The 25,051-nt window shown below is 70.5% G+C and carries 26 protein-coding genes; 15 read left to right on the top strand and 11 right to left on the bottom strand.

Features of this window, described 5'->3' with window-relative positions; translation table 11 throughout:
- Positions 1 to 136: 136 nt before the first annotated feature.
- A complete protein-coding gene (gene arfB, locus EDD27_RS12250) occupies positions 137 to 544 on the top strand; it encodes an alternative ribosome rescue aminoacyl-tRNA hydrolase ArfB (protein ID WP_127932528.1) in 408 nt (135 codons plus the stop codon).
- Between the two features lie 38 nt (positions 545 to 582).
- Here the strand turns inward: arfB and EDD27_RS12245 are convergent, their stop codons facing one another.
- The 6 genes from EDD27_RS12245 to EDD27_RS12220 all read right to left on the bottom strand — a co-directional run bounded on the left by EDD27_RS12245 (position 583) and on the right by EDD27_RS12220 (position 6,512).
- Positions 583 to 1,116, bottom strand: a complete 534-nt coding sequence (locus tag EDD27_RS12245) for an NADPH-dependent FMN reductase (RefSeq protein ID WP_164903586.1) — start codon at positions 1,114 to 1,116, stop codon at positions 583 to 585.
- Positions 1,117 to 1,189: 73 nt separating this feature from the next.
- Positions 1,190 to 3,166 carry an ABC1 kinase family protein gene (locus tag EDD27_RS12240; RefSeq protein WP_127932526.1) on the bottom strand — a complete coding sequence of 659 codons (1,977 nt, stop codon included), beginning with the start codon at positions 3,164 to 3,166 and terminating at the stop codon, positions 1,190 to 1,192.
- Positions 3,167 to 3,230: 64 nt separating this feature from the next.
- Positions 3,231 to 4,160, bottom strand: a complete 930-nt coding sequence (locus EDD27_RS12235; protein ID WP_127932525.1) for an acyl-ACP desaturase — start codon at positions 4,158 to 4,160, stop codon at positions 3,231 to 3,233.
- A gap of 335 nt (positions 4,161 to 4,495) precedes the next feature.
- Entirely contained in the window at positions 4,496 to 4,933 is a 438-nt protein-coding gene (locus EDD27_RS12230; protein ID WP_127932524.1) for a hypothetical protein, read from the bottom strand.
- A gap of 132 nt (positions 4,934 to 5,065) precedes the next feature.
- Entirely contained in the window at positions 5,066 to 5,689 is a 624-nt protein-coding gene (locus EDD27_RS12225) for a hypothetical protein (RefSeq protein ID WP_127932523.1), read from the bottom strand.
- 43 nt (positions 5,690 to 5,732) lie between these two features.
- A complete protein-coding gene (locus tag EDD27_RS12220) occupies positions 5,733 to 6,512 on the bottom strand; it encodes an HAD-IIA family hydrolase (protein ID WP_127932522.1) in 780 nt (259 codons plus the stop codon).
- Between the two features lie 61 nt (positions 6,513 to 6,573).
- Between EDD27_RS12220 and EDD27_RS12215 the strand changes: the two genes are divergently transcribed.
- From EDD27_RS12215 to EDD27_RS12180, 8 genes are all read left to right on the top strand, one after another.
- Positions 6,574 to 7,764, top strand: a complete 1,191-nt coding sequence (locus EDD27_RS12215) for a M20 metallopeptidase family protein (protein WP_127932521.1) — start codon at positions 6,574 to 6,576, stop codon at positions 7,762 to 7,764.
- On the top strand, positions 7,761 to 8,726 hold the full coding sequence (locus EDD27_RS12210) for a zinc-dependent alcohol dehydrogenase family protein (RefSeq protein ID WP_164903585.1): 966 nt from the start codon (positions 7,761 to 7,763) through the stop codon (positions 8,724 to 8,726). The genes EDD27_RS12215 and EDD27_RS12210 overlap by 4 nt, the downstream gene beginning before the upstream one ends.
- A gap of 159 nt (positions 8,727 to 8,885) precedes the next feature.
- Positions 8,886 to 10,706 (top strand): ABC transporter substrate-binding protein, encoded by a 1,821-nt coding sequence (locus EDD27_RS12205; protein ID WP_127932520.1) that lies wholly within the window; start codon positions 8,886 to 8,888, stop codon positions 10,704 to 10,706.
- 3 nt (positions 10,707 to 10,709) lie between these two features.
- Entirely contained in the window at positions 10,710 to 11,720 is a 1,011-nt protein-coding gene (locus EDD27_RS12200; protein WP_127932519.1) for an ABC transporter permease, read from the top strand.
- Positions 11,717 to 12,616, top strand: coding sequence for an ABC transporter permease (locus EDD27_RS12195; RefSeq protein WP_127932518.1), 900 nt, complete (start codon positions 11,717 to 11,719; stop codon positions 12,614 to 12,616). The genes EDD27_RS12200 and EDD27_RS12195 overlap by 4 nt, the downstream gene beginning before the upstream one ends.
- A gap of 5 nt (positions 12,617 to 12,621) precedes the next feature.
- Positions 12,622 to 13,671: an ABC transporter ATP-binding protein gene (locus tag EDD27_RS12190; protein ID WP_241563993.1), complete on the top strand. Its 1,050-nt coding sequence runs from the start codon at positions 12,622 to 12,624 to the stop codon at positions 13,669 to 13,671.
- Positions 13,668 to 14,678 carry an ABC transporter ATP-binding protein gene (locus tag EDD27_RS12185; RefSeq protein ID WP_127932517.1) on the top strand — a complete coding sequence of 337 codons (1,011 nt, stop codon included), beginning with the start codon at positions 13,668 to 13,670 and terminating at the stop codon, positions 14,676 to 14,678. The genes EDD27_RS12190 and EDD27_RS12185 overlap by 4 nt, the downstream gene beginning before the upstream one ends.
- The gene (locus EDD27_RS12180) at positions 14,678 to 15,520 is read left to right on the top strand and encodes a GNAT family N-acetyltransferase (RefSeq protein ID WP_127932516.1); all 843 of its coding nucleotides are present in this window, start codon (positions 14,678 to 14,680) and stop codon (positions 15,518 to 15,520) included. The genes EDD27_RS12185 and EDD27_RS12180 overlap by 1 nt, the downstream gene beginning before the upstream one ends.
- A gap of 2 nt (positions 15,521 to 15,522) precedes the next feature.
- Here the strand turns inward: EDD27_RS12180 and EDD27_RS12175 are convergent, their stop codons facing one another.
- Positions 15,523 to 16,626 carry an exo-beta-N-acetylmuramidase NamZ family protein gene (locus EDD27_RS12175; protein WP_127932515.1) on the bottom strand — a complete coding sequence of 368 codons (1,104 nt, stop codon included), beginning with the start codon at positions 16,624 to 16,626 and terminating at the stop codon, positions 15,523 to 15,525.
- A gap of 58 nt (positions 16,627 to 16,684) precedes the next feature.
- On the opposite strand from EDD27_RS12175, the gene murQ reads away from it, so the two are divergent.
- From murQ to EDD27_RS12160, 3 genes are read left to right on the top strand one after another with little or no spacing between them, the layout of a single operon-like run.
- On the top strand, positions 16,685 to 17,584 hold the full coding sequence (gene murQ / locus EDD27_RS12170) for an N-acetylmuramic acid 6-phosphate etherase (RefSeq protein ID WP_127932514.1): 900 nt from the start codon (positions 16,685 to 16,687) through the stop codon (positions 17,582 to 17,584).
- 45 nt (positions 17,585 to 17,629) lie between these two features.
- Entirely contained in the window at positions 17,630 to 18,724 is a 1,095-nt protein-coding gene (locus EDD27_RS12165) for a serine hydrolase domain-containing protein (protein ID WP_241563992.1), read from the top strand.
- A 9-nt stretch (positions 18,725 to 18,733) separates the two neighbouring features.
- Positions 18,734 to 19,114: a VOC family protein gene (locus EDD27_RS12160; RefSeq protein ID WP_127932513.1), complete on the top strand. Its 381-nt coding sequence runs from the start codon at positions 18,734 to 18,736 to the stop codon at positions 19,112 to 19,114.
- 182 nt (positions 19,115 to 19,296) lie between these two features.
- Here EDD27_RS12160 and EDD27_RS12155 read toward each other — a convergent pair whose 3' ends face one another.
- Positions 19,297 to 20,181 (bottom strand): TIGR03619 family F420-dependent LLM class oxidoreductase, encoded by an 885-nt coding sequence (locus EDD27_RS12155; protein WP_127932512.1) that lies wholly within the window; start codon positions 20,179 to 20,181, stop codon positions 19,297 to 19,299.
- Between the two features lie 18 nt (positions 20,182 to 20,199).
- Here EDD27_RS12155 and EDD27_RS12150 point away from each other — a divergent pair, with 18 nt between their 5' ends.
- Positions 20,200 to 21,072, top strand: coding sequence for a phosphotransferase (locus EDD27_RS12150; protein WP_127932511.1), 873 nt, complete (start codon positions 20,200 to 20,202; stop codon positions 21,070 to 21,072).
- Positions 21,073 to 21,113: 41 nt separating this feature from the next.
- Positions 21,114 to 21,374, top strand: coding sequence for a TFIIB-type zinc ribbon-containing protein (locus EDD27_RS12145; RefSeq protein ID WP_127932510.1), 261 nt, complete (start codon positions 21,114 to 21,116; stop codon positions 21,372 to 21,374).
- Positions 21,375 to 21,439: 65 nt separating this feature from the next.
- Here EDD27_RS12145 and EDD27_RS12140 read toward each other — a convergent pair whose 3' ends face one another.
- The 3 genes from EDD27_RS12140 to EDD27_RS12130 all read right to left on the bottom strand — a co-directional run bounded on the left by EDD27_RS12140 (position 21,440) and on the right by EDD27_RS12130 (position 24,828).
- Complete coding sequence (locus EDD27_RS12140) at positions 21,440 to 22,348, bottom strand: hypothetical protein (protein ID WP_127932509.1); 909 nt, start codon at positions 22,346 to 22,348, stop codon at positions 21,440 to 21,442.
- A gap of 109 nt (positions 22,349 to 22,457) precedes the next feature.
- Positions 22,458 to 24,059: an ABC-F family ATP-binding cassette domain-containing protein gene (locus EDD27_RS12135; RefSeq protein WP_127932508.1), complete on the bottom strand. Its 1,602-nt coding sequence runs from the start codon at positions 24,057 to 24,059 to the stop codon at positions 22,458 to 22,460.
- Positions 24,060 to 24,306: 247 nt separating this feature from the next.
- The gene (locus EDD27_RS12130; RefSeq protein WP_127932507.1) at positions 24,307 to 24,828 is read right to left on the bottom strand and encodes a CGNR zinc finger domain-containing protein; all 522 of its coding nucleotides are present in this window, start codon (positions 24,826 to 24,828) and stop codon (positions 24,307 to 24,309) included.
- A gap of 25 nt (positions 24,829 to 24,853) precedes the next feature.
- Between EDD27_RS12130 and EDD27_RS54110 the strand changes: the two genes are divergently transcribed.
- The gene (locus EDD27_RS54110; RefSeq protein WP_164903584.1) at positions 24,854 to 25,021 is read left to right on the top strand and encodes a hypothetical protein; all 168 of its coding nucleotides are present in this window, start codon (positions 24,854 to 24,856) and stop codon (positions 25,019 to 25,021) included.
- Positions 25,022 to 25,051: the final 30 nt, after the last annotated feature.

Here is a 25,051-nt window from a genome sequence, read left to right as displayed (position 1 = left end):
GATGCTGGCACACGCCGCTTGCATCCGGCCATCACACGCGGCCGAGGCACGGAAATGCCGTTGCGTACGGCATACGACGCACAGATACGGTGACACTCACCTACATGAGGCGTATCTCTCGACAGGAGCCCCGCGCATGTCCCGCCCGCTGGTCGTCAACGACTCGGTCGTCATCCCCGACGCCGAGCTCGTCTGGCGTTTCTCCCGTTCGTCAGGCCCGGGCGGCCAGGGCGTCAACACCACCGACAGCCGCGTGGAGCTGATCTTCGACGTCGCGGCGAGCACGGCGCTGCCGCCCTCGCTGAAGGCCAGGGCGCTCGACCGGCTGGGCTCCGGCACGATCACGATCGCCGCGTCGGAGTACCGTTCCCAGCTCAGGAACCGGGAGGCGGCCGCGCACCGCCTGGCGCAGCGGCTGCGTGAAGCCATCGCCCCGCCGCCCAAGCGCCGTCGCCCGACCAAGCCGAGCCGGGGCGCCGTCGAACGCCGCATGGCCGCCAAGAAACACCGCGCCGACCTCAAACGCCTACGCCGGGACCCCTGACGCCGTCATACGACGTCGGAGCGAGCGCGGGGGGCGGATCAGAGCAGGAGCGCGGGCTCCATCACCTCGGCCGGGCACAGCTGGGCGATCACGGCGCGGACCTGACCACGCAGGGCCGGATCGGTGAGGCGGCCCTGCTTGTCGAAGTGCGGGCAGTCAGGCGAGATCACCAGCTCCGCGCCCATCACGACGGCCCCACCCGCCTGGAGCCGCTTGTACAACTCCGCCTGCGCCCACATGGCCCCGCAGGCCCGCGCGCTCGCGCTCATCACCGCCACGTGCTTGCCGGTCAGCGCGTCCCTGGCGGACATCCAGTCGAGAGCGTGGATCAGCTCGGCAGGCAACAAGCTGTGCTCGGGAGCGGTCATGAGCACCGCGTCCGACGCGGCGAGCAGACCAAGAAGATGCCGGACGGGCGCGGGCACCGGCCCGGGCGCGTACGGCGGCATCTCGCCCAGTCCCGGCCACACCTGGAAGCCGACGCCCTCGGGCAGCTCGCCGCCCGCCGCTTCCAGCAATCTGTTGATAAAGGACCCCTCGTGGAGGCCGGCGGCGATCCCGATGATTTTCACCCTCTGCTCCCAAGGGGTTCCGGTGTTACCGGGAACCTGCCCGATGCCGTGGATGTCCAAGACCATCTCCGGGTCAAGAACGGTACGGCCGCTCCTCGCCGGAGTCCCTGGGACGGCGGAAGATGAGCGCGAGCACACGCAGCACGAGAATGGCGGAGATCATCAGCAGGTTGTAGCCGATGAGCTGGTACAACGACGTGCCAGTCAGCACCTGCGGCCCGCCGCCGGCGCCGAGCAGCATGACGGCCATCAGGCCGGCCGTGGCGCCGAGGACGGTGAGCAGCACCTGGTGGAGCAGGCCGGTGACGTAGCGGCGGTCGCGTTCGTCGGCCAGGAGCCGGACGTTCATGCCGAATCTGCCGTGCTCCGCCGCGCTGGCGATGCGCTCCACGCGGCGGGGCAGGCGGCGCAGCATCGGCACCAGCGCGGCCAGCTCGTGGGTGAGCGACTCCTTGACGGTGTGCGGGGCGACCTGCTCGGCCAGGTGGCGGCCGGCGAACGCGCGGGCCTCGCCGATCAGGTCGAAGCCGGGCGACAGGCGCACCAGCGTGCCCTCCAGGGTGGCCAGCGCCCGGAACACGGCGGCCACCTCGGGCGGAATCGACAACCCGTACGCTGAGACGATCTTGAACAGGTCGGTGAACATCTGCATGCTGTCCATGCCGGGCGCCAGGTGCCTGGCCATGAACTGGCCGAGCGCGCGTTCCAGCGCGGCCTCGTCGATGTCCTCCGGCCTGGGCACCACCTCCAGCAGCGCGTCGGTGACGCCGAGCGGGTCCTGCCGGTTCATGGCGAGCAGGAAACGTTGCAACGCCGAGCGTACTGAGGCGTCGAGCCGGCCGACGGAGCCGAAGTCGAGCAGGCCGAGCGTGCCGTCGTCGAGCAGCATGAGGTTGCCGGGATGCGGGTCGGCGTGGAAGACGCCGTCGACGAGGATCTGCCTGAGCAGGCAGCCCAGCAGGTCGCGGGCCAGTCTGGGGCCGTCTTCCGCGGCGGCCGCGGTGACCGGCTTGCCGGGCAGGCGCCGCATGACCAGGATCCGTTCGGTGCACAGGGCCGGGAACGGGTCCGGGCAGGTGACCTCACCGCCTGCGGTGGCGGCGACGGCGGCCATGTTGGCGGCCTCGATGCGGAAGTCGAGCTCTTCGCGGATGGCCGTGGCGAACCCCTCGGCCAGGTCGCGCAGGCCCAGCGAGCGTCCCCATCGGGTCCTGGCCTCCAGCGTGGCCGCCAGCCGCCGGACGATGTCGAGGTCCTTGGCGACCACGGCGTCGATGCCGGGCCGCCGTACCTTGACGACGACGCTCTCCCCGGTGTGCAGCCGGGCGGTGTGCGCCTGCCCGATCGAGGCCGTGGCCAGCGGCGTCCGGTCGAACTCGGCGAAGACCCGCTCGACCGGGCCGCCCAGGTCCTCGGCGAGCACCGGCTCGATCCGCTCCCACGGCGCGGGTGCGACCTGATCCTGTAGCCGCCCCAGCTCGTCGACGAACTCGGCGGGCAGCACGTCGCGCCGGGTGGACAGGATCTGGCCGAGCTTGACGAACGTGACGCCGCCCTCGTCGAGCGCCTCGCGCAGCGACCTGGCCAGCCGTACCTTGCCGGAGCGGTCCTCCAGGCGCTCGCCCCGTCCCCGCAGGTACGGGCCGAGGCCGTGCTTGATGGCGATCCTGGTGATCTGCGAGTACCGCCTGGCCCGCGACAGCCGGCCGCGTGCCGAGCGCAGCAACTCGAGTGGCCCCGGCAGCGAGCCAGGCGGGATGAGCGCCTCGGCCAGCACCAGGAGCACCATCGGGATGAGCACCATGCACATCAGGACGAGGAGCAGGATGCCCAGCGCCGCCACGTCGGGCGGCCGTTCCTCACCCGTGACGCCCAGTGCGGTCACCAGAGGCGTGAGCACCGGCTGCGCCAGCCCGAACGCGACCAGCGCCGCCACGAACGTGCGTACCACGCCGAACCTCACGCCCAGCAGCCGCTGCGCCGCCATGGCCAGCAAGATGATCGTCAGTACCGCTAAGAGCCCGATGAACAGCTGGGTGAGAAGATCCATGGGCCCCGATCATGGCACGGGGCCGCCATGACCACGTCATCGCGGCCCGGTCGCGTCATGCCTCTTACCTCGCCGCGGCGGCGCGGGCCTTGCGCTCCTCCCGGCGCTCGACGAACCTGGCGGCCGTCGTCTCGGCCTTGGCCAGGAACGCGGCCAGCTCCTCCCGCGCCTTCTCACCCTCGGGGCCCAGGTCGCGCTTGTCGAACACCGACCACTGCCGCAGCACCGGCATGAGCACGTCGTCCAGGTGCAGACGCAGGTCGTAGATGCCCTCGTGCGCGATGATCATGGCCTTGCGGGCGAAGCCGTCGATGTTGGAGCCCGGCATCTGGAACGTGGTCACGACATCGGTCACCGCGCGCATGGTCTGGCTCGGGTCCAGCTCGAAGGCCGCCTTGAGCAGGTTGCGATAGAAGAGCATGTGCAGGTTCTCGTCGGCGGCGATCCTGGCGAGCAGCCGCTCGCAACCCTCGTCGCCGGAGGCCCGGCCGGTGTTGCGGTGCGAGATGCGGGTGGCCAGCTCCTGGAAGGAGACGTACGCGAGCTGCTGCAGCATGGTGCCGTAATCGGTGATGAAGCCGTTCTCCATGTGCTGCATGCGAGCCCGCTCCAGCGCCACGGGATCGACGGCGCGGGTGACGGTCAAATAGTCGCGGATGGCGGTGCCGTGCCGGTCCTCCTCCGCTGTCCAGCGGTGCACCCACGTGCCCCACGCGCCGTCACGGCCGAACGTGGTGGCGATCTCATGGTGGTAGCTGGGGAGGTTGTCCTCCGTCAGGAGGTTGACGATGAGCGACACGCGGGCCGCCTCAGGGATCTTCGAGTCGCTCTCCTGCCACGCCTCGCCCCCGTAGATGCCGTCGAAATCACGGCCTTCGCTCCACGGGACGTACTCGTGGGGGAACCACTCCTTGGCCATCGTGTGGTGGCGGTCAAGCTCCACCGCGACGACGGGCTCGAGCTCGTGCAGCAGCTCCGTCTGAGTCATCGCCATAAAGATCTTCTCCTTCAGGTTACGGCACCGTAGGTTAGGCTACCCGAAGGACATACCGAGCGATTAACGGCATCCGTCCCGATTTAGCAGCCGATCGAGCTTGATGCCCAGATCCAGCATCTCGGAACGCACGGAGCCGAACTCGTGGGCCCCGCGACCTCGGTCTGTTCGGCGGCGACGTCCTCGCCCAGCTCGGCCCAGGCGGTCCCCGGTTTGCGTCACCATGCGGTTGCAATCAGTAGCGATGGTAATCAGTGACCCAGTGTGGCGGGTTCCGTTTCACCCATGAATCGACAAAGCCCCCGGCCCACCGCGGACCGAGGGCTCCGCGACACCTACGCCCCGATCTTGTCCAGGACCCGATCCAGCTTGGCGTCAAGCGTCGAGACCTTGGAGTCGAGCGTCGAGACCTTGGAGTCGAGGGTCGAGACCTTGGAGTCGAGGTCCGATACATCCGAGCGAATGGCCGAGATCTCGGCGTCGACGGCGGTGAACCGCTCGTTCATCTCCTTCTGGACGCCCGTGATGTCGACCCTCACCTCCGTGATGCGACCCTGCATCCTCGCAAGGTCGACCTTCACCACGCCCATGTCGCCCTTGATCTCCGAGACGTCGAGCTGCATGGCCTCCTGTCGCCGTCGCACGTCCCAAATCAGATCCGCGTGATTGTCCAGCTCCATAGAGTGGCGTGTCACTACACCCCTCCTCCCCGCGATCACCTCTAGATCGCCTACGCGGACCTTCAAGTCCTCGATCTCGCTCTGTACGTTCACGCGTCCCTCCCGTAGGGTCACCGGAAGGGACCTGGCTACTTACTCTAGCCGGGTCCCACTTTCTGTCAGCACATGATTGCAGAGAGTGCGCGGACGCGTCGGCCGCGTGTAAGGCCCTCGGGAGCGGTTTTCTTACACCCGGTCTTCGATCTCCCACAGGTGGTCGATGACATGCCAGGCGATCCGCCTGAGGGCATACCGGGGCGGCCACTTGGCCGTCTGGGGCGGGGCCCACGGCCGGGAGAGGACCTCGGCCAGCTCGGCGCGCATGGCGTCACGGTCGGCGGTCGACGTGAAGGGCTTGTGGCGGACGCCGACCATGCGGGCGTAGCCTCGCTCGGCCTCCACCACGTGGTCCACGATCTTGGTACGGTCCCGCCCGCCCCCGCGCGGGCCCTTGCGGAGCTCCTCCGGCGAGGCCGCGGCGACCTCGTCGAACAACTCCCAGGCGGCCTTCATCAGGGCGACGCCGCGCGCGGCCTCCTCGGCAGGAAGCGGCTCCTGGTCCAGGTCGGGCACCGCGTACGGCACGCCGAAGTCGCTCGTGGGGCTCCCGGGCACCCGGGCCACCACCACCGGGTCGCCCGGTTCGAAGGGCACGCCGGCGCGCTCGGCCACGACGCGGTAGCGGGGCACGTATTCCATGAGGCGCTCGATGGCCGCCTCCTCGCCCTTGGCGATCCGGCACCAGCCGGGCCAGTCGAGCGAGCAGGCGAACACCTTCTTGGGGCCGATCTCCAGGTACAAGCGGGTCATGACAGGTCAGCTTCCCATTCATACCTGTCAGGAGGGGTCAGGTTCAGATGAGGTCAATCAGGTCGGCCACCGAGTCGACGACGAGCGAGGGCCGGTAGGGGTAGCGGTCGACCTCGTCGCGCCGGGTGACGCCCGTGAGGACGAGGATGGTGTAGAGCCCGGCCTCCATGCCGGAGACGATGTCGGTGTCCATGCGGTCGCCGATCATCGCGGTGGTCTCGCTGTGGGCCTCGATGTCGTTGAGCGCGCTGCGCATCATGCGGGGATTGGGCTTGCCGACGAAGTAGGGGGCGACGCCGGTGGCCTTGGTGATGAGGGCGGCCACGGCGCCGCAGGCCGGCAGGGAGCCCTCGGTGGAGGGGCCGATGGGGTCGGGGTTGGTGGCGATGAAACGAGCGCCGCCCTCGATGAGGCGGATGGCTCGGGTGATCTGGGTGAAGCTGTAGGTCCGGGTCTCGCCGAGCACCACATAGTCGGGGTCGAGGTCGGTGAGGATGTAGCCGACCTCGTGCAGGGCCGTGGTCAGCCCGGCCTCGCCGATCACGTACGCGGACCCGCCGGGCCGCTGGTCGTCGAGGAACTGGGCGGTGGCCAGCGCGGAGGTCCAGATGGACGCGGCGGGCACCTCCAGGCCGGCCCCGGCCAGGCGCACCGACAGGTCGCGCTGGGTGTAGATGGAGTTGTTGGTGAGAACCCTGAACTTCTTGCCGGATTCGCTGAGCCGTTTGATGAATTCGTCCGCACCGGGAACCGGCCGTCCCTCGTGGACGAGAACGCCGTCCATGTCGGACAACCAGGAGTCGATCCGCTTACGCTGAGTCACGCGGCCATCGTATCGAGCGCGCCTTGTCGACTTCCGTGCTGGTAGGTGAACAATGTTCCTCATGTCGTTCACTGAATCCGCGCTGGACATGCGGGACGAGCTGGTCCACCTCAGGCACTCCCTCCACACCACTCCCGAGCTGGGCCTGCACCTTCCCCGGACCCAGGAGAAGGTGCTGGCGGCGCTGGACGGCCTGCCGCTGGAGATCAAGACAGGCACGGCGCTCAGCTCGGTGACCGCCGTGCTGCGGGGCGGCCGGCCGGGCCCTGCGGTGCTGCTGCGCGGGGACATGGACGCGCTGCCCGTGACGGAGAAGAACGACCTGCCGTACGTCTCCCAGCTGCCCGGCCAGATGCACGCGTGCGGGCACGACCTGCACACCGCGATGCTGGCGGGGGCGGCGCACCTGCTGAGCGCCCGGCGCGACGAGCTGGCCGGCGATGTGATCTTCATGTTCCAGCCGGGTGAGGAGGGGCACGAGGGCGCCAAGTACATGATCAACGAGGGCGTGCTGGAGGCGGCGGGCGCGCGCCCGGTCGCGGCGTACGGCATGCACGTCGTGTCGGCGATGTTGCCCAACGGGCTGTTCGCGTCGCGTCCTGGGCCGATCATGGCGGCGGCGGACACGTTCCTCGTGACGGTGAAGGGGCGCGGCGGGCACGGCTCGACGCCGCACCGTGCGCTGGACCCGATCCAGGCGGGGTGCGAGATGGTCACGGCGCTGCAGTCGATGGTGACCAGGACGTTCGACGTGTTCGACCCGGTGGTGGTGACGGTCGGGAGCTTCCACGGCGGGTCGGCGGACAACGTGATCCCGGACGAGGCCAGGTTCGAGGCCACGGTGCGCACGTTCAGCCAGGACAACCGGACGCTGATCAAGCGCAGGCTGGTGGAGGTCGTGCAGGGCATCGCGGCGGCGCACGGGCTGGAGGTCGAGGCGTCGTTCGGGATGGGCTACCCGGTCACGGTGAACGACCAGAGCGAGGCCGAGTTCGCGGGGAGGACGGCGGACGAGTTGTTCGGCCCCGGCCGCTATTTCGTCTCGCCGCAGCCGATCATGGGGTCGGAGGACTTCTCGTACGTGCTGGAGGAGGTGCCCGGGGCGTTCGTCTTCCTGGGTGCGTGCCCACCGGACCGGGACCCGGCCACGGCGCCGTACAACCACTCCCCCGAAGCCGTGTTCGACGACGCGGTGCTGCCGGACGGCGCCGCGCTCTACGCCTCGCTCGCTTACTCGCGTCTCAGCTCGTGAAAGCGTGGGTGGTGGGCGAGCCGGGGCCGATGGCCTCCGGGCCGCTGGCGCTGGTCGAGCGGGACGTTCCCGAGCCAGGGCCGGACGAGGTGCTGGTACGGGTGGAGGCGTGCGGCGTGTGCCGTACCGACCTGCACCTGGCGGAGGGCGACCTCCAGCCGCGCCGGCCGCTCACCACCCCAGGACACCAGGCGGTCGGCCGGGTCGTGGGCACCGGGCAGCGGGTCGGCGTGGCCTGGCTCCGCTCCACCTGCGGAAAGTGCCGGTATTGCGCCAGGGGGATGGAGAACCTCTGCCCGCACTCGAGCTATACGGGGTGGGACGCCGACGGCGGGTTCGCCGAATACCTGACGGCCCCCGCGGACTACGTCTACGCCCTGCCGGACGACGTGCCCGCCGAACGGCTGGCGCCGCTGCTGTGCGCGGGGATCATCGGCTACCGGGCACTGGCACGCTGCGACCTGCCGGCGGGCGGGCGCCTCGGCATCTACGGGTTCGGGGCGTCGGCGCACCTGACCGCGCAGGCGGCCATCGCGCAGGGCGCCACCGTGCACGCGGTGACGAGGTCGGCCGCCTCCCGTGCGCTGGCTCTGGAGCTGGGCGCGGCCTCGGCCGGTGACCGGCCGCCTGAGCCGCTGGACTCGGCCATCCTGTTCGCGCCGGTGGGCGACCTGGTGCCGCCCGCGCTGGAGGCGCTCGACCGCGGCGGGACGCTCGCGATCGCCGGGATCCACCTGACCGACGTCCCGGTGCTGAACTACGACCGGCACCTGTTCCAGGAGCGCACCCTGCGCAGTGTCACCGCCAACACCAGGGCCGACGGGCGGGCCTATTTGGAGCTCGCTCTGGCGCATCCGCCGCGCGTGAAAATCGCGCCCTACGCCTTCGACACAGCCGCCCAGGCGCTCACCGATCTGGCGAACGACCAGGTCAACGGGGCTGCCGTGCTTGTCATCCGCTGAAGTTTTACTTGACGGCGCTTAGCTTCAGTCCGCACACTGATGAAGGAAAGTTACATTAGCCTCACAACATCTGGAGATTATTGACGCAGATGTGGGGCGCTCGTAGTGTCCGGGTCATCCCTAGATCCTCAACAGGTCCGACATCCCCCGGAGCGGCAAATGAAGCGACTGGCAGCGGTAGTGGCGTTGCTGGGCCTTGCCACCGCGACAGCGGCGTGCAGCGGCGGTTCAACCAACAATTCCAGCGGCTCAGGCGGCGGTGGCGGCCTCTTCACCACGGTCGACGTGCTCAAGCCAGGCCTCGATGCCAGCGGCCCCGCGAACCCGTGGGCGCCGAAGGGCAACTCTTTCCTGGGCTACAACGCGATGAAGCTCGGCTGGGTTAAGAACCATCTTACCGACCCCAACCAGTTCTACCCGGGCATCGCGGCGAAGTGGGACATCGCGCCCGACAACTCCTCGATCACCCTTCACCTGCAGCCGAACGGCAAGTGGTCCGACGGCAAGCCCATCACCGCCGAGGACGTCAAGCTGTCCTTGGGCATCGCCTACACGACCGGCAGCACCGCGTTCGCGGTCACGCCGGGCGCGGCCGGTGCGGCGGCCGACATCCAGGTCGTCGACGACAAGACCGTCAAGATCACCCAGGACATGAGCAACCCCAGCGCGAAGTTCGCCCGGGGCGTCATGGACAGCTTCGTCGTCCCCGCGCATGTGTGGAGCAGCGTGCTGCCCGCCGACTTCTGGGACAAGCTCAAGGCCTCCAAGGGCACCGGCGACGCGGCCGACAAGGCTCGCGAGGAGATCCTCGCCATCGGCCAGAAGGTCCTCGCCTTCGCTCCGCCGAAGGACGTCTCCGCCGGCCCGTTCGTGCTGGAGCGGGTCAACCCCGGCGAGGCGCTGCTGCTGAAGAACAAGAACTTCTACAACGCCACGAACATCGTTCCTGACCAGGTCAAGTTCCTCAACTACAGCGGCAACGAGCAGATCTGGAACTACCTGAGCGCCGGCAAGCTCGACCAGGCAGGCTTCACCGCCATGCCCAGCGACGTGATGAACCGGATCAAGCAGGCGCCCGGCTCCAACGTCATCAGGGGCTTCTCGCCGGTGGCCGTCGGCATGGCGTTCAACCAGTCGAAGAAGCCGTACGACAACGTGCACGTGCGCCGCGGCCTGGCGTACCTGATCGACCGCGAGCAGGTCACCAAGGTGGCCTCGCCCGAGGGCGGCACCCCGGCCGTGACGACCTCCGGCATCCACCAGAAGCCGGCCCAGGAGTGGATCGGCTCGGAGCTGGCCGCCCTGGAGCCGTACAAGCACGACGTGGCCAAGGCGGAGGCGGAGTTCAAGCAGGCCGGCCTGCAGAAGAAGGACGGCAAGTGGACGCTGGCCGACGGCTCGCCGTGGAAGGTCACCATGACCGCGCCCGCGCCGTTCTCCGACTGGATCTCCGCGCAGGAGAACATCAAGAGCCAGCTGGTCGCGAACGGCGTCGACGCCGAGGTCGTGACCGTCGCGGACTACCCCGTCTACCTGGAGGAGATCGCAGCAGGCAAGTATGACGTCGGCTTCTGGCTGATGGCGCTCGGCCCCGCGCCGTACGACATCTTCCAGCGCCTCTATGGCGCCTCCAACGGCTGGACCAACGTCGCCGGCAAGGTCGCGCACAGCGCGCCGGGCAAGGGCGGCAACTGGATGGGCAGCGCAGAGGAGATCGACGTCGAGGGCGTCGGCAAGGTCAACCCCGGTGAGCTGACCGCCAAGCTGAACGCGGTCTCCGCCGAGGAGGCCAAGCCCATCATGGCGCAGCTCGCCAAGACAGCCAATCAGGACCTCCCGGCGATCCAGCTGTGGGACTACGTGAACACGCAGTTCACCAACACCACGCGGTTCGGCGGCTGGCCTGAGCAGGACAGCGACGTGCTGCGCCTCCCCGCGGGGGTGTGGATGCAGCTCGGCATGGTCAAGAAGAAGCAGTAATACATGATTGCTATCGCACGCAGGCTCGCGGGCCATCTGGCCCGCGGGGTCGTCATGATCCTGGTCGTCGCCACGATCAGTTTCTTCATCGTCAGGAGCATCCCCGGCGACCCCGTCGCCGCGCACACGCAGAAACTGATCGAGCAGGGCATGTCGCCCGAGGCGGCCGAGCAGGCCACGCGTGTGCTGTACGGGTTCCAGCCGAAGGGCTCCCTCTGGGCGCAGTACGGCGACTACATCTCGGGGCTGTTCACGTTCGACCTCGGCCAGTCCGTCACCCACGCCGGCGCGCCGGTCACGGACGTGCTGGCCGAGGCGGCCAAGTGGACCGTTCTACCGGTGCTGGCCGGGACGCTGCTGAGCTTCCTCGTCGGCATCATCATGGGCGTCTACGCGGCCATCAAGCGCAGCGGCAAGCTCGGCGACGTGCTGGCGATCTCCGGATCGCTGCTGCACGGCGTGCCCCAGTACGTGCTGGGGCTGCTGCTGGGCGCGATCTTCGCCACGCTCATCCCGATCCTGCCGAGCGACGGGCCCGTGGACATCCTCTTCGAGCCCGGGTTCAACGCCGGCTACATCGGCTCGCTGGCCGAGCACGCGGTGCTGCCGGTGGCGACGTACGCGCTGTCGGCGTACGGCGGCTGGATCCTGGCGATGAAGTCAAGCGTCGTCACGGTGCTCGGCGACGACTTCATCCTGGCCGCCGAGCTGCGCGGGATGAAGCGGTCGATCATCTTCAGGTACATCGCGCGCAACGCGATCCTGCCGCTGTTCACGATCCTGGCGTTGTCGCTGGGTCTGCTGCTGGGCGGCGCGGTGTTCATCGAGCGCATCTTCAACTATCCGGGGCTCGGCAAGCTGCTGCTCGACAGCATCACGATGCGCGACTACGCGCTGATGGGCGGGGCGTTCCTGCTGATCACGGTCGCGATCATCGTGGCGAACATCCTCGCTGACCTGTTCTACAGCGTGATCGACCCGCGGGTGCGCAGCGGGGAGGAGGTGTCGGCATGAGTGTTCTCCTGGAGAGCTCATCCACCAGCGCCGCGATGCGCCGCAACTTCTGGCGGGGCGTCTGGCGGGTCATGAAGCGCAAGCCCAGCCGCCTGGTGGGCGCGGCGCTCATGATCGGGTTCGTGTTCATGGGCGTGTTCGGGCCGATGTTCTACCCGAACCCGCTGCCCGGCGACCCCGACCAGATCACCAGGCCGCCGAGCTGGGAGCACTGGCTCGGCACCGACGACCAGGGCAGGGACGTCATCGCGCTGGTGGTGACCGGGTCGCGGTACGTGCTGCTCGCGGCGCTCGTGACCGCCGTCATCACGGTGGTCGTGGGCACCGGGATCGGGCTGTTCTCCGGCTTCAAGCGGGGCCGCTGGGACACGGTTCTCATGCGGCTGACCGACATGAAGCTGACCATTCCCGGCCTGCCGCTGCTGCTGGTGCTGTCCACCGTGTGGAAGTTCAGCAGCGCCGTGCAGATGGGCCTGGTGCTGGGGCTGCTCAGCTGGGGCGGCGTGGCGCGGGCGGTGCGGTCGCAGACGTTGTCGCTGCGCGAGCGCGGCTTCATCGAGGCGGCGCGCGGGCTCGGGCTGTCCACCTCGCACATCGTGGGCAAGGAGCTGCTGCCGAGCATGGCGCCGTACATCGCGATGAACATGCTGATCGCGATCACCGGCGGCGTGTACTCGCAGGTCGGCCTGTTCTTCCTGGGCGTGCTGCCCTACGAGTCGAACAACTGGGGCCAGATGCTCAACACGGCCGTGTTCCGCTCCGGCGCGCTGACCGTGCCGAGCGCGCTCGGCTTCCTGCTCGGGCCGCTGCTGGCGATCCTGCTGTTGACGCTGGCCATCGTGCTCGTGGTCGACGCCATGGACGAGATCTTCAACCCCCGGCTGCGCGAGGAGTAGAACACGTGACCCAGCGAAGCGAGGGCACCATTAGACACAGCGCTCTTAGTCAGGAGGCCGAAGGCCGCCTGGCCAAACAAGCGCCGGGAGTGCGCGTCGACGGCCTCACGGTCGTCTACAAGACCCCCGCGGGCGAGCTGCCCGCCGTCAGGGACGTGACGCTGACGCTCGAGCCCGGCACCATCACCGGCATCGTCGGCGAGTCCGGCTCCGGCAAGTCCACGCTGGCGTTGTCGCTGCTGAACGCGGTGCAGCCGCCGGGCAGGATCGCGGCGGGCAGCGTCGACATCGACGGGCTCGGCGACGTGGTCGCGCTGCGCGGCGAGGACCTGCGCAAGGCGCGCGGCAAGCACGTCGGGTACGTCTTCCAGGCCGCCCAGAACTCCCTCAACCCGCTCAAGACGGTCGGCAAGCAGCTGCTCGACCTGGGCCGCTCGCACGGGGTGGACGACCTGCGCGGCCTGGTGCGCGAGGCCAAGGAGCTGCTCGGCCGGATGGGGCTGGACGGGGCCAGGGTGCTCGACTCGCACCAGCACGAGCTGTCCGGCGGCATGCGCCAGCGGGTCGGCATCATGCTGGCGCTGGTGCTCAACGCCCACCTGGTGGTGCTGGACGAGCCGACGACCGCGCTCGACATGATCACGCAGGCCAATATCCTGAAGATCGTGCGCGAGGTGCACGCCGAGCGTGGCCTGACCACCCTGGTGATCACGCACGACATCGGCGTGGTGGCGGAGGTCGCCGACCGGCTGGCCGTCATGTACGGCGGCCGCCTGGTCGAGCAGGGCCCCACGAGGCAGGTGCTCGGCGCGCCGCGGCACCCGTACACCAGAGGGCTGATCAAGGCCATTCCACGGCTCGTCGGCGACATCGACGAGGCACAGGCGTTGCCGGGACGGCCGCCGACGCTGGCGACCGTGCCGAAGGAGGGTTGCGTGTTCAGAGAGCGCTGCCCGCTGCGCATGGACGTCTGCGACACCGTGGACCCGGCGGCGCTGTCCGACGGGCCGCGAGTCGTGGCCTGCCATGCCGTGAACGTGAAGGAGCACGCGTGATCACCGGGACCGGCATCGTCAAGACGTTCAAGCAGCGGGGCAAGGTGCTCGGCGCGCGGGAGGTCCAGGCGCTGCGCGGCGTCGACTTCGCGATTCCGAAGGGCGGCGCGGCGTCGTTCATCGGCGAGTCCGGGTGTGGCAAGACCACGCTGGGGCGGATCATCGCGGGGCTGGAGACGTACGACGGGGGCGAGATGGTCATCGACGGCGTCGCGATGTCGTCGTTGAAGCCCAAGCACCGGCAGCCGCACTTCCGCAAGATCCAGATGATCCACCAGGACCCGTACTCGGCGCTGAACCCGACGAGGACGATCCACCAGACCCTGTACGCGCCGCTGAGCCTGCGGGCCGGCCAGACCGGACGGTCCTCGTCATGGATCGAGGAGCGGGCGGCCGAGGTGCTGACGCTGGTGGGCCTGGACCCGGGCTCCGTGCTGGCGCGTTACCCGCACCAGCTGTCCGGCGGCATGCGGCAGCGCGTCGTCATCGCGCGGGCGCTGACCGTGGACCCGGAGATGCTGGTCGCCGACGAGGCCGTCTCGATGATCGACGTGTCGCTGCGGCTGGGCATCCTGGCGCTGCTGAAGGACCTGCGTGAGCGGCTCGGCGTGAGCGTGCTGTTCATCACGCACGACGTGGCCACGGCCCGCTACATCGGCGACGACGGCGAGCTGTACGTGATCTATCGTGGGCAGGTGGTGGAGCGCGGCACGGTGGACACGGTCATCGCCGATCCCGTGCACCCCTACACGCAGGCGCTGCTGTCGGCCATCCCGGTGCTGCACGGCCTGGAGCAGCCGGGCGAGCAGCCGGTGATGCCGCTGGAGACGCTGGACGACAGCCAGGCCGACGAGGGCTGCCTGTTCGTCCGCCGCTGCCCGTTCCGGGGCGAGCGGTGCACGAGCGAGCGGCCGCTGCTGCAGCTGACAGAGGGGGTGCCGCAGGAGCACGCGTGCTTCTACCCCGAGCGCCGCAGCGTCATCGCCCGCCCGATGAGCGAGGTGTGATGACGTCTGCACAGCTCGCCGAGGCGGCGACGATCGCCGAGGCCGCGCTGACGCTGGACACCGGGGAGGGCGCGGCCCTCGTGGCGCGGCTGTCGCGGCCGCCGGCCGACCGGCGGTGGACGGCGCTGACCGTGGACGGCGGCGTCGTGATGGCGTCCCTGTCGTCCGAGGACCCCGGCGTCGGCCACCTCGACCTGCTGGCGGTGCACCCGTCGGCGCAGGGACAGGGGCGCGGCCGGGCGCTGGTGCTGGCAGCCGAGGAATGGTTGCGCGACCAGGGCGCGCGGCAGGCCCGCTGGGCCGGGAACCCGCCGTGCTACGCCTGGCCCGGCATCGACGTGCGCTACACCGCCGCCGCCTGCCTGGCCGAGAGCCTCGGCTACGAGCGCTACCACGTGGCCTGGAACATGACGGCCGACCTGACCGGCGACCTGTCCGTCGAGGAGGACCTGCCGCGCCTGGAGAAGGCGGGGGTGGCCGTGCGCGCGGCCGGCGAGGACCGGGAGCGGGTCGCCGCGTTCGTCGCCGAGCACTGGAACGAGCGGTGGGCGTGGGAGGCGGCCAACGCGGCCGGCCTGCACTACGCCGAGCGCGACGGCACGATCATCGCCTTCGCCGCCTGGGGGGCCCGGCCGGCCTGGTTCGGGCCGATGGGGACCGCGCCGGCCGCTCGCGGGCTCGGCCTCGGCCGGGTGCTGCTGCGCAGGTGCCTGGCCGAGCAGCGGGCCGCGGGCCAGGCCAGCGCGCAGATCGGCTGGGTCGGGCCGCTGCGCTTCTACTCGCGTGCCGTGGGCGCGCGGGCCGAGCGCGTCTTCTGGCTCTACCGGCGCGACCTGGTGTGATGTCACGCATAGAGCAGCCGTCCCGCCGGGCATCCGGGCGGCGGGCACAGGTCGCGGGGGTCCTCACCGGCCTTCAGGCGGCTCGTCAGCGTGCCGGAGCCCCACAGGTCGTCGAGGAACTCCAGCAGGCCGAAGTCGTCCGGGTAGAGCGTGCGGGCCACGTGCAGCATGGACAGGCCCGTCAGCACCGGCCGGAACGCATCCCGGTCGTGCACGTGCACCTGCACCCCGCGTACGGGGATCCCGGCGTGCTTGTGGAACATCGGGGTGAACCACACCTCCCGGAACCGCACGCCGGGCAGGCCGAGCGCATTGAGCTCGGAGGCGAAGCGCGCGTCGGCGTAGGGAGCTCCGACCAGCTCGAACGGCCTGGTCGTGCCGCGCCCCTCGGAGAAGTTCGTCCCTTCGAACAGGCCGGTCCCCGGGTAGACGAGCGCGGTGTCCAGGGTCGGCATGTTGACCGACGGCATCACCCACGGCAGGCCGGTCTCGGCGTAGGCCATGTCGCGCCGCCAGCCCTCCATCTCCACCACGGTCAGGTCCAGGTCGAACCCGAACAGCAGGGCCAGCTCACCGGCCGTCCTGCCGTGCCGGATCGGCAGCGGGAACCTGCCCACGAAGCTCGCGAACGCCGGATCGGGCAGGGGGCCCTCGGTAACGTTCCCGCCGAGCGGGTTGGGCCGGTCCAGCACCACGAACCGCAGCCCCAGCCGGGCGGCCGACGCCATCATGTCGTACATCGTCCAGACGTAGGTGTAGAACCGCGTCCCCACGTCGGCGATGTCGAAGACCAGCGTGTCCACGCCGGCGGCAGCCACCACCCTGTCCAGTGCCTCGCCCGACAGCTTGTGGGTGTCGTGCACCGGCAGGCCGGTCCTCTCGTCCACCGTGTCGGCCTCGCTCCCGTCCGCCTGGGCGGTGCCGCGCAGGCCGTGTTCGGGTCCGAACATGGCGGTCAGCCGCAGCCCCGCGGCCAGCAGCGCGTCCGGCGTCGGGGTCAGGTCGGGCAGGACTCCGGTGGGATTGGTGACAAGGCCGAGGCGGGCCCCTCCCGCGAGCGCGGGATCCGCCGACAGCCGTTCGACTCCGGTACGCACATAGGCCATGAGGCCATTGTGCTGAAATATATTTACAAGAGAGAAGATGAGGGTGGAAATTAGCGTCATGATTGATCCGCTACGCGAGCTGTCCACCGAGCAGAGCGATCCCCGCTACAGCCAGATCGACCGGCTGCCGACGGAGCAGATCGCCCGACTGATGAACCAGGCCGACGCCGCCGTGCCCGCGGCCGTCGCGGTGGCCATCCCTTCCATCTCGGGCGCCATCGACGCGATCTCCGCCAGGATGGCCGAGGGCGGCCGGCTCCTCTACGTCGGCGCGGGCACCTCGGGGCGGCTCGCCGTGCTGGACGCCAGCGAGTGCCCGCCCACCTTCGGCACCGACCCCTCGCTGGTGCAGGGCATCATCGCGGGCGGACCCGACGCGCTCACCCGGTCCGTCGAGGGCGCGGAGGACGACGCCGAGGCCGGTGCCGCCGCCTTGAACGACCTGGCGGTCGGCCCGCTGGACTCGGTGGTGGGTGTGTCCGCCAGCGGGCGGGCCCCTTTCGTGCTGGGCGCGCTGGCCGAGGCGGCCGTCCGCGGCGCGCTCACCGTGAGCCTGTCGTGCAACGAGGGCGCGCCGCTGTCGGCCGCCGCCGAGCACGCGATCGAGGTGGTCGTCGGGCCTGAGGTGGTGACCGGGTCGACGCGGCTGAAGGCCGGCACGGCCCAGAAGCTCGTGCTGAACATGATCTCCACGATCTGCATGGTCAAGCTCGGCCGCACGTACGGCAACCAGATGGTCGAGATGTCGGCCATGAACAGCAAGCTCGCCGGGCGGGCGCTGCGCATGGTCAGCGACATCACCGGAGCCGACGACGAGACGGCCGGCGCGGCGCTGGACGCGGCGGGCGGGCAGACCAAGGTCGCGGTGCTGATGATCCAGCACGGGCTCGACGCGGACGCGGCCCGGGCGCTGCTGACCTCGCACGGCGAGCGGCTCAGCGACGCGCTGAGCGGCTGAGGGGTCTCACCAGCGGGGGCAACGGGGCTTGTAGGGGGTACGGGGATGTCCGATCGACCGGGCCGCGGGCAGCGGCGGGGAGAACCTGCCCGGTCGCCGGACCGGCTGGGGGCGATCCTGGACGATGCGGTGCCGCGGGTCTGCTCGGCGGCGGTCGCGCTGATCGCCGTGGACGGCGCCGTGGCCGCCGCGGCCGCGACCGGCGCGCTCGTACGCTGCACCGACGCCGACGGCACCCTGGCCGCCGACCGCCCGCCCGCACGCCGCGACTCGATCTTCGACCTGGCCTCGGTCAGCAAACTCTTCACCACGGCCGTGCTGCTCTCCCTGGCCGAGGAGGGCCGCATCGCCCTGGACGAGCCGGCCGCCGCCTGGATTCCCGGGCTGGACCGGCGCATCACGCTCCGCCGGCTGCTCACCCACACGGCGGGCCTGACCCCGACCCGCCGCATCGACCTGGAGCTGCCCGCCGCGGACCCGGCCGAGCGCATGGCCGCACTGCTGACCACGCCGATCACCCACCCCGTCGGCGGCCCTTACCTCTACAGCGACGTCGGCATGATCATGGCCGGCCGGCTGGCCGAGCTGGCCGGCGGCGCGCCCCTCGACGTGCTCGTGCGCTCCCGCGTCACCGGCGTGCTGGGCCTGGCCGACACGGGCTACCGGCCGGGCGCGCAGGCGCGCGTCGCCGCCACGGAATGGAAGCGCGAGCGCCCGGGGCCCGGCTGCGTGCGCGGCGAGGTGCACGACGAGACGGCGTACGCGCTGGGCGGCGTGGCGGGCCACGCCGGGGTGTTCGCCACGGCGGACGACCTGCTGGCCTTCGGTGAGACGCTGCGGCTGGGCGGCGGGCCGGTGCTGCGGCCGGAGAGCGTGGCCGAGATGGTGCGCGACCAGGGCGCCGAGGGCGCCGCGTTCCGCCACGGGCTGGGCGTGCGGATCGGCGACCCGGCCATCACGGGCCCGCTGGGCGGGGGCGCGTACGGCCATTCGGGCTTCACCGGCACCTCGCTCCTCATCGACCCGGCGCGCCGGGTCACCGTGGTGCTGCTGACCAACGCCGTGCATCCGGTGCGGGGCCGCGACGGCATCCGCGAGCTGCGGCACTCCGTCGCCGCCGAGGCGCTGCGCCTGGCATAGCGTGGAGGTATGGCTGTCCATCTCAACCACACCATCGTGCCGGCCAAGGACAGAGACGAGACCGCCGCCTTCCTCGTCGACGTGCTCGGCCTGGACCCGGCGCCGGTCTACGGCCCGTTCCGCGTGGTCTCGCTCGACAACGACGTCTCGCTGGACGTGGTCCAGACCGACGCCCCGGTGCCCTCGCAGCACTACGCGTTCCTCGTGAGCGACGAGGAGTTCGACCAGATCCGGAGACGGATCCAGGAGCGCGGCCTCACGTACTGGGCCGACCCGTTCCACCAGGAGCCGGGGCGGATCAACACCAACGACGGAGGCCGCGGCCTCTACTGGTCCGACCCGAACGGCCACAACCTGGAGATCATCACGGTCCCGTACGGCGGCGGCTAGTCCGCTTCCCGCGCACCACCTCACCACCCGGCCGCCCCCTCCAAGGGGCCCGCACCGACGTGCGGCTCGCCTTCGCTCTCCAGGGAGCCCTGCACCGACTTGCGGGCCCCCTCCTCCCTCCAAAGGGACCCGCGCCGACGTGCGGGGGTGTGCCCGCAGCCGTGGGATGACGCAAACCGCGGCTACGGCGCCAGCGCCTCCAGTGCCTCCTCGGCGCGGCGCATGGCCTCCTTCGGGTCCGCGGTGACGATCTCGTGGTCGAAGTTGAGGTCGTGGAAGACGTCCGTCACACCACGGGCGGCCAGCTCCTCCACGTCCCGCCTGATCTTGTCGTACGGCCCCGTCAGCGGACGCTCCCCGCCGTCCCTGACCTGGGTGACGCCGCGGCACACAAACCTGAACGCACCCGCGTCCCGCCCCGACTCCGCCAGCGCCGACTTGATCAGCTCCACCCGCCCGGCGATGGCCGTCAGGTCCTCCCTGCTGGAGCTCACCCACCCGTCGGCCAGCCGCGCGGCGCGGCGCAGCGCCACCTCGGCGGTGCCGCCGAGCAGGATCGGCGGCGGCCCCGGCACGGGCTTGGGGTCGAGGTGCGCCGGCGGCACCCGGTAGAACTCGCCCTGGTGCTCGACCACGTCATCCGTCCACGCCCGGCGCAGCACCTCGACGAACTCCTCGCCCCTGCGCCCCCGCCGCTCGAAGCCCACGCCCGACGCCTCGAACTCCTCCGGCAACCAGCCGAGCCCGATCCCGGCCGTGAGCCGGCCGCCGGACAGCGTCTGCAGCGTGGCCAGTTGCTTGGCGAGCAGCACCGGCTGCACGTACGCGTTGATCACCGCCACGGCGAGCCCGATGCGGCCGGTCACGCCTGACAGGTGGGCCAGCGTGACGAGCGGGTCATGAACGCTGCGGTAGGTCGGCCCCATGCGGTGCCCGACCGGGTACAGCAGCCGCTGGAACGTCCAGAGCTCGTGGTAGCCGAGCTCCTCGGCCCGCACGGCGATGCGGCGCATGTTGTCCGGCGTGGCCCAGGGCCCTGACAGGGGTACGGCGAAACCGATTCTCATGCACCCTAGTCTGTACGAGTGGGTCTGGAGGAGGAGCTGGCGGGCATAGCCGCCAGGTACGGCGGCGCGGGAACGCCCGTGTTGCATCCGACGCGTACGGACGTCGTCGTGTTACGCAGGGGCGAGGTCGTGGTCAAGGCCCATTCCGCCCGCGACGACGCCGACGCGCTCCGCATCCGGCTGCGGGCCGCCGCCTCGGCCGCGGTCAGCGGCGTCATGCTGGCCCCGCTCCACCCCGAGGTGTTGTCGGCCGGCGGGCGCGCGGTGACGGTCTGGCCCGCGGGCAACCCCGTCTCGCAGGACGACCCGGACTCGGCGCCGTGGGAGGAAGGCGCCAGGCTGCTGGCCGCGCTGCACGCCATCCCCCTCACGTTCCTGCCGCCGCTGCCCGCCGCCGGAGGGCCCGCACGGGCCGCCCGCGCGGTGGACCGCATGACCGGTGACGGGCCCGTCGAGCAGCTCATCAGACGGGCGTTCAAGGAGCTGCCGGAGTCGACGCCGGCGCCCGGGCTGCTGACGCACGGTGACTGGCACCTGGGGCAGCTCGTCTGCCGCGACCGCTGGCTGCTCATCGACGTGGACGACCTCGGCGTCGGCGACCCGGCGTGGGACCTCGCCAGACCGGCCGCCTGGTACGCCGCGGGGCTGCTGGATCCGGCGGTGTGGGAACGGTTCCTCGGCGCGTACCTGGCGTCCGGGGGGCCCGCGCTCGGCCGGGGGGACGACCCGTGGCAGCGGCTCGACGTGCCGGCCAGGGCGCTCACCGTGCAGCTGGCCGCCGTGGCCGTCGTCAACGCCGAGCGGGACGGGCGGGAACTCGATGAGGTCGAACACTCGTTAGTCGAGTCGTGCAACAGAATCGTCCGAGCGTGGCGGGGTTGCGCGCGGTAGGTTTCATCCTGGAAGCCCCGATGCCAAGGAGAGCGACTTAGATGCAGTGCCCTAAGTGCCGCGGGAATATGCGGACCTATGAGCGCAACGGCGTCCACATCGAGCAGTGCGACAACTGCCGCGGGATCTTTCTCGACTACGGCGAGCTGGAGACGCTGACCCGGATGGAGACGCAATACCACGCGGCTCCCCCGCCGCCCGCCCCCGGGCCCGGGCCGGCCTGGGGCGCGCCGCACGGTGGCGGCTACCACCACGGCCACCACCGGCAGCGCAGCTGGGTGGGCATGCTGTTCTCGACCTGATCCGATCGCCGAGCTGATCGATCGCCGAGGGCCGCGCACGGCAGCGTGCGCGGCCCTCGGCGCACTCAGCCGGGGAAGTCGTCCGGGTCCACGGGGGCTGTGCGGGCGTTGCCGCCCGAAATGGCGTGCAGCGTGATCCGCCAGTCGTGCCAGCGGATCTGCGTGGCGGTGAAGGTGGTCTTGAACGTCACCGACTTCTGGAACCGCTCGAAGCTGCAGTCCCGGGTGAACGCCTTGTTCTTGCCGTCCCAGTCCACCCCGTGCGTGAAGAAGATCTTGTAGCTGCCGTCACGCACGCCCCGGACCTTGAACTTCGCCTTCTTGCGCACGTAAATGCTGAACGCCTTGCTGCCGCCCCGCACCACGGTGACCACGGCGTCGCGCGGCGCGCCGTTGTCGATCTCCAGCGAGCTGCGGCCGTTGAGCGTGCTGCCCTTGCGGACGAACGCGCCGTTGCTCAGCCGCCTGGTCTGCTTGCGCGCGGCCTTCACGTCGACGATGTCGGCCGGGTAGTCGCCGGCGCTCTGCAGGGCCTCGCCCGCCTCGTCGAGCGCGGCCAGCTTGTCGTCGAGGTCGGTGAGCACGGCCGACGACGTGCACAGATCCCTGGCGCCGACCTTGCCCTCCGTGCTCCCCAGCTCGGTGGCGAAGTCCCGCAGGCTGGCCACGTACGCGTCGTGCTGGGCGCGTACGGCGTCGGGCGGGGCGAGCGCGGCCAGCGCGTCGGCGGCCCCGCTCAGCGCCTCCTCGGCCCGCGCCACCCGCTGGTCGAGCGCCTTGACCCCGCGCGCGCTCGCCATGCCCTTGATCGCGGCCGTCATGGACTTGTGCCTGCTGCCGAGCTCCGCCTTGTACGCCTCGGGGGTCAACGCGGTGGGGCTCGGGGTGCTGCTCGTCGTCCCGCCGGTCCCGGCGTCGCCCTGGCCGCCGGCGACGCCGCTGACCCTCGGCTCGCCGCCTTCCGGCGTCGGCACGGCAGGGGAACACGCGGTGAGGGTAAGTGTCGCTAATGCGAGAACGCACGAGATCAACCGGGGTGCAGCCACCTGCCACACTATCGCCCGGTTGCTCCCTGCACGTCAATTACGATTCCGTCAGGCCAACCTCCCTGTCCTGGCGCAGCCGGCGGGTGATGCCGATCGTCTCCAGGAACGGCAGGTCGTGGCTGGCCACGATGAGCGCCCCCCGGTACGCCGCCAATGCCTGCGCCAGCTGGCGGACGCTCGGCATGTCGAGGTTGTTGGTCGGCTCGTCGAGCAGGAGCAGCTGCGGCGGCGGCTCGGCGGACAGCAGCGCGGCGAGCGTGGCGCGGAACCGCTCGCCGCCGGACAGCGTGCCGACGGCCTGGTTGACCCGCTCGCCCCTGAACAGGAACCGCGCCAGGCGGGCGCGCACCTCGTTGACCGAGGCGGACGGCGCCACGGCGCGCACGTTGTCCATCACGCTCAGCGCGTCGTCCAGCAGGTCGAGCCGCTGCGGCAGGTAGCGGACCGGCACGTGGGCGCCGCGCTCGACGATCCGCTTGAGCAGCGTGGTCTTGCCGGAGCCGTTCGGCCCGAGCAGCGCGATCCGCTCCGGGCCGCGAATGACCAGCGTCTCCAGCACCGTCACCTCGGGCTGCCCTTCCCCTGCCCGATCCTCCTGGGGACCGCCGAGGGCCAGGGTGAGGACGGTGCGGCCGGCCGGGACCTCGGTGCCCGGCAACTGGATGCGGATCTCCGCGTCGTCACGCACCACCTGCTCGGCCTCGCTCAGCCGCTCACGGGCCTCCTCCAGCTTCTCCAGGTGCAGGTTGCGCTGCTTGCCCGCGGTCACCTGGGCCTTCCGCTTGAGCCCGTTGGCGACGATCTTCGGCGCCTTGTTGTTGGCTGCCGCCTTCTTCCCGGCCCGGATGTTCCTGTCGATCCTGATCCTGGCCTCGACCAGCTCGCGTTGCTGCCGTCGCACCTCGCCCTCGGCGGTGCGCACGGTGCGCAGGGCGGCCTCCTGCTCGGCCGCGACCTGCTCCTCGTAGTCGTCGAGGTTGCCGCCGTACATGCGCATGACGCCCTCGCGCAGCTCGGCGACCTGGTCGACGAGCCCGAGCAGGGTGCGGTCGTGGCTGACCACCACCAGCACGCCCGGCCAGGCGGACACGGCGGCGTAGAGCCGCTCGCGCGCCTCGAGGTCGAGGTTGTTGGTGGGCTCGTCGAGCAGCAGCACGTCGGGCCGCTTCAGCAGCTGGGCGGCGAGCGCGACCATGATGGTCTCGCCGCCGGACAACGTGCCGACGGTGCGGTCCAGCCCGATGTGGGCCAGGCCGAGCCGGTCGAGCTCGGCCTGCGCGCGTTCCTCGACGTCCCAGTCGTCCCCGATCGCGGCGAAGTGCTCCTCGGCGACGTCGCCGCTCTCGATGGCGTGCAGCGCGGCCCGCTTGCCGCTGATCTCCAGCAGGTCGGAGACGGTACGGGCGGCCGCGAGCGGCACGTTCTGCGGCAGGTATCCCACCAGGCCGGACACGGAGACCGACCCGGACTGCGGGACCAGCTCATGAGCGATGATCTTCAAGAGGGTGGACTTGCCCGACCCGTTGACCCCGATGAGCCCGGTCCGGCCGGCCGGGAAGGCGGCGTCGAGCCCGTCAAGGACCTTGGTGCCGTCGGGCCAGCCGAAGGAGACGTGGTCGACGACAATAGAAAAAGACATAAGGCGGTTCCCATCACAAAAGTCGAAATTTCGTGACTTGGCGGGAATCACCGCAGATGCGCGCAACGCACAGGAACTCGTACAGGAGAGTCCACGACAGGAGGGCGAGGAGGTCGCCAGAGGTCCAGGTGTGCGCGCAATGCCCACGACAGGGCGGAACGGCGCGGTGCCCGCGACCTCAGATCCTCAAATCAACTGCCCTCACGGATCGGGGATAAGACGCTTGCCAGCGTAGGCGACCTCCCGATCATCTGGCAACCCGGCGCGCCCGGTGCGCCGCCACGTTGACCCTGTTCGCGCAGGCCAGCGAGCAGAACCGGCGCCGTCCGTTACGCGAGGTGTCGACGTAGACGACGGCGCAGCCCTCCCGGTCGCAGCGCCCCAGGCGGCCGCCGCCGGCGAACGACATGCACATGGCCAGACCGCCGGCGGTGGTGTCCTTGGCCCTGGAGACGATGTCGGCGTCCGGCGAGTAGAAGTGCAGGTGAGGCTCGCGGCCGTCGTGGGCGCTGACGTACGGCTTCGACGCGGTGACGTCGAGCAGGTCGTTGATCAGCTTGATCTGCACATCCTGGCCGGCCTCGCCGAACACCGGGTCGAGCCGGCGCGCCCACGCCCGCAGCTCCTGGGCCTGCGCGGCCGTGACGGCGCCCCGCAGGAGCCGGTGCTCGGTCAGCATCGCCTCGACCGCGGGCGGGCTGAAGTCGGTCGCGTTGACCAGTGCCGCCGCGAGCGCCGCCCCGTTCCCGCCGTAAGCGTTGAAATGCATAAGGCCATTACAGCATGTTGGAACCATGCACTCCGGACACCTGCACGACCCCCTCGCCCTGACCGTCGTCTCCTCGCACCGCACCTCCGAGGGCCTGATCTCCTACCTGCGCTGCGCCTGCGGCGCCTGGGAGGTGCGCACGCCCGGAACGGTGGCCATGGTGCGACCCCGTCTGTTCCCGGCCATCGACTGAGACGGTCTTGTCGTCCTAAAGTCTGGTCAA

The sequence above is a fragment of the Nonomuraea polychroma genome, assembly GCF_004011505.1.
Lineage (GTDB): Bacteria > Actinomycetota > Actinomycetes > Streptosporangiales > Streptosporangiaceae > Nonomuraea > Nonomuraea polychroma.
Note: the sequence above shows the minus strand (reverse complement) of the source record. Positions and strands in the feature narration are given on the sequence as shown.

Coding starts and splice junctions, on each gene's coding strand:
- arfB (WP_127932528.1), top strand. CDS start 137: ATGTCCCGCCCGCTGGTCGTCAACGACTCGGTCGTCATCCCCGACGCC.
- EDD27_RS12240 (WP_127932526.1), bottom strand. CDS start 3,166: ATGGATCTTCTCACCCAGCTGTTCATCGGGCTCTTAGCGGTACTGACG.
- EDD27_RS12235 (WP_127932525.1), bottom strand. CDS start 4,160: ATGGCGATGACTCAGACGGAGCTGCTGCACGAGCTCGAGCCCGTCGTC.
- EDD27_RS12225 (WP_127932523.1), bottom strand. CDS start 5,689: ATGACCCGCTTGTACCTGGAGATCGGCCCCAAGAAGGTGTTCGCCTGC.
- EDD27_RS12215 (WP_127932521.1), top strand. CDS start 6,574: ATGTCGTTCACTGAATCCGCGCTGGACATGCGGGACGAGCTGGTCCAC.
- EDD27_RS12205 (WP_127932520.1), top strand. CDS start 8,886: ATGAAGCGACTGGCAGCGGTAGTGGCGTTGCTGGGCCTTGCCACCGCG.
- EDD27_RS12200 (WP_127932519.1), top strand. CDS start 10,710: ATGATTGCTATCGCACGCAGGCTCGCGGGCCATCTGGCCCGCGGGGTC.
- EDD27_RS12195 (WP_127932518.1), top strand. CDS start 11,717: ATGAGTGTTCTCCTGGAGAGCTCATCCACCAGCGCCGCGATGCGCCGC.
- EDD27_RS12180 (WP_127932516.1), top strand. CDS start 14,678: ATGACGTCTGCACAGCTCGCCGAGGCGGCGACGATCGCCGAGGCCGCG.
- EDD27_RS12175 (WP_127932515.1), bottom strand. CDS start 16,626: ATGGCCTATGTGCGTACCGGAGTCGAACGGCTGTCGGCGGATCCCGCG.
- murQ (WP_127932514.1), top strand. CDS start 16,685: ATGATTGATCCGCTACGCGAGCTGTCCACCGAGCAGAGCGATCCCCGC.
- EDD27_RS12165 (WP_241563992.1), top strand. CDS start 17,630: ATGTCCGATCGACCGGGCCGCGGGCAGCGGCGGGGAGAACCTGCCCGG.
- EDD27_RS12160 (WP_127932513.1), top strand. CDS start 18,734: ATGGCTGTCCATCTCAACCACACCATCGTGCCGGCCAAGGACAGAGAC.
- EDD27_RS12155 (WP_127932512.1), bottom strand. CDS start 20,181: ATGAGAATCGGTTTCGCCGTACCCCTGTCAGGGCCCTGGGCCACGCCG.
- EDD27_RS12145 (WP_127932510.1), top strand. CDS start 21,114: ATGCAGTGCCCTAAGTGCCGCGGGAATATGCGGACCTATGAGCGCAAC.
- EDD27_RS12135 (WP_127932508.1), bottom strand. CDS start 24,059: ATGTCTTTTTCTATTGTCGTCGACCACGTCTCCTTCGGCTGGCCCGAC.
- EDD27_RS12130 (WP_127932507.1), bottom strand. CDS start 24,828: ATGCATTTCAACGCTTACGGCGGGAACGGGGCGGCGCTCGCGGCGGCA.
- EDD27_RS54110 (WP_164903584.1), top strand. CDS start 24,854: ATGCACTCCGGACACCTGCACGACCCCCTCGCCCTGACCGTCGTCTCC.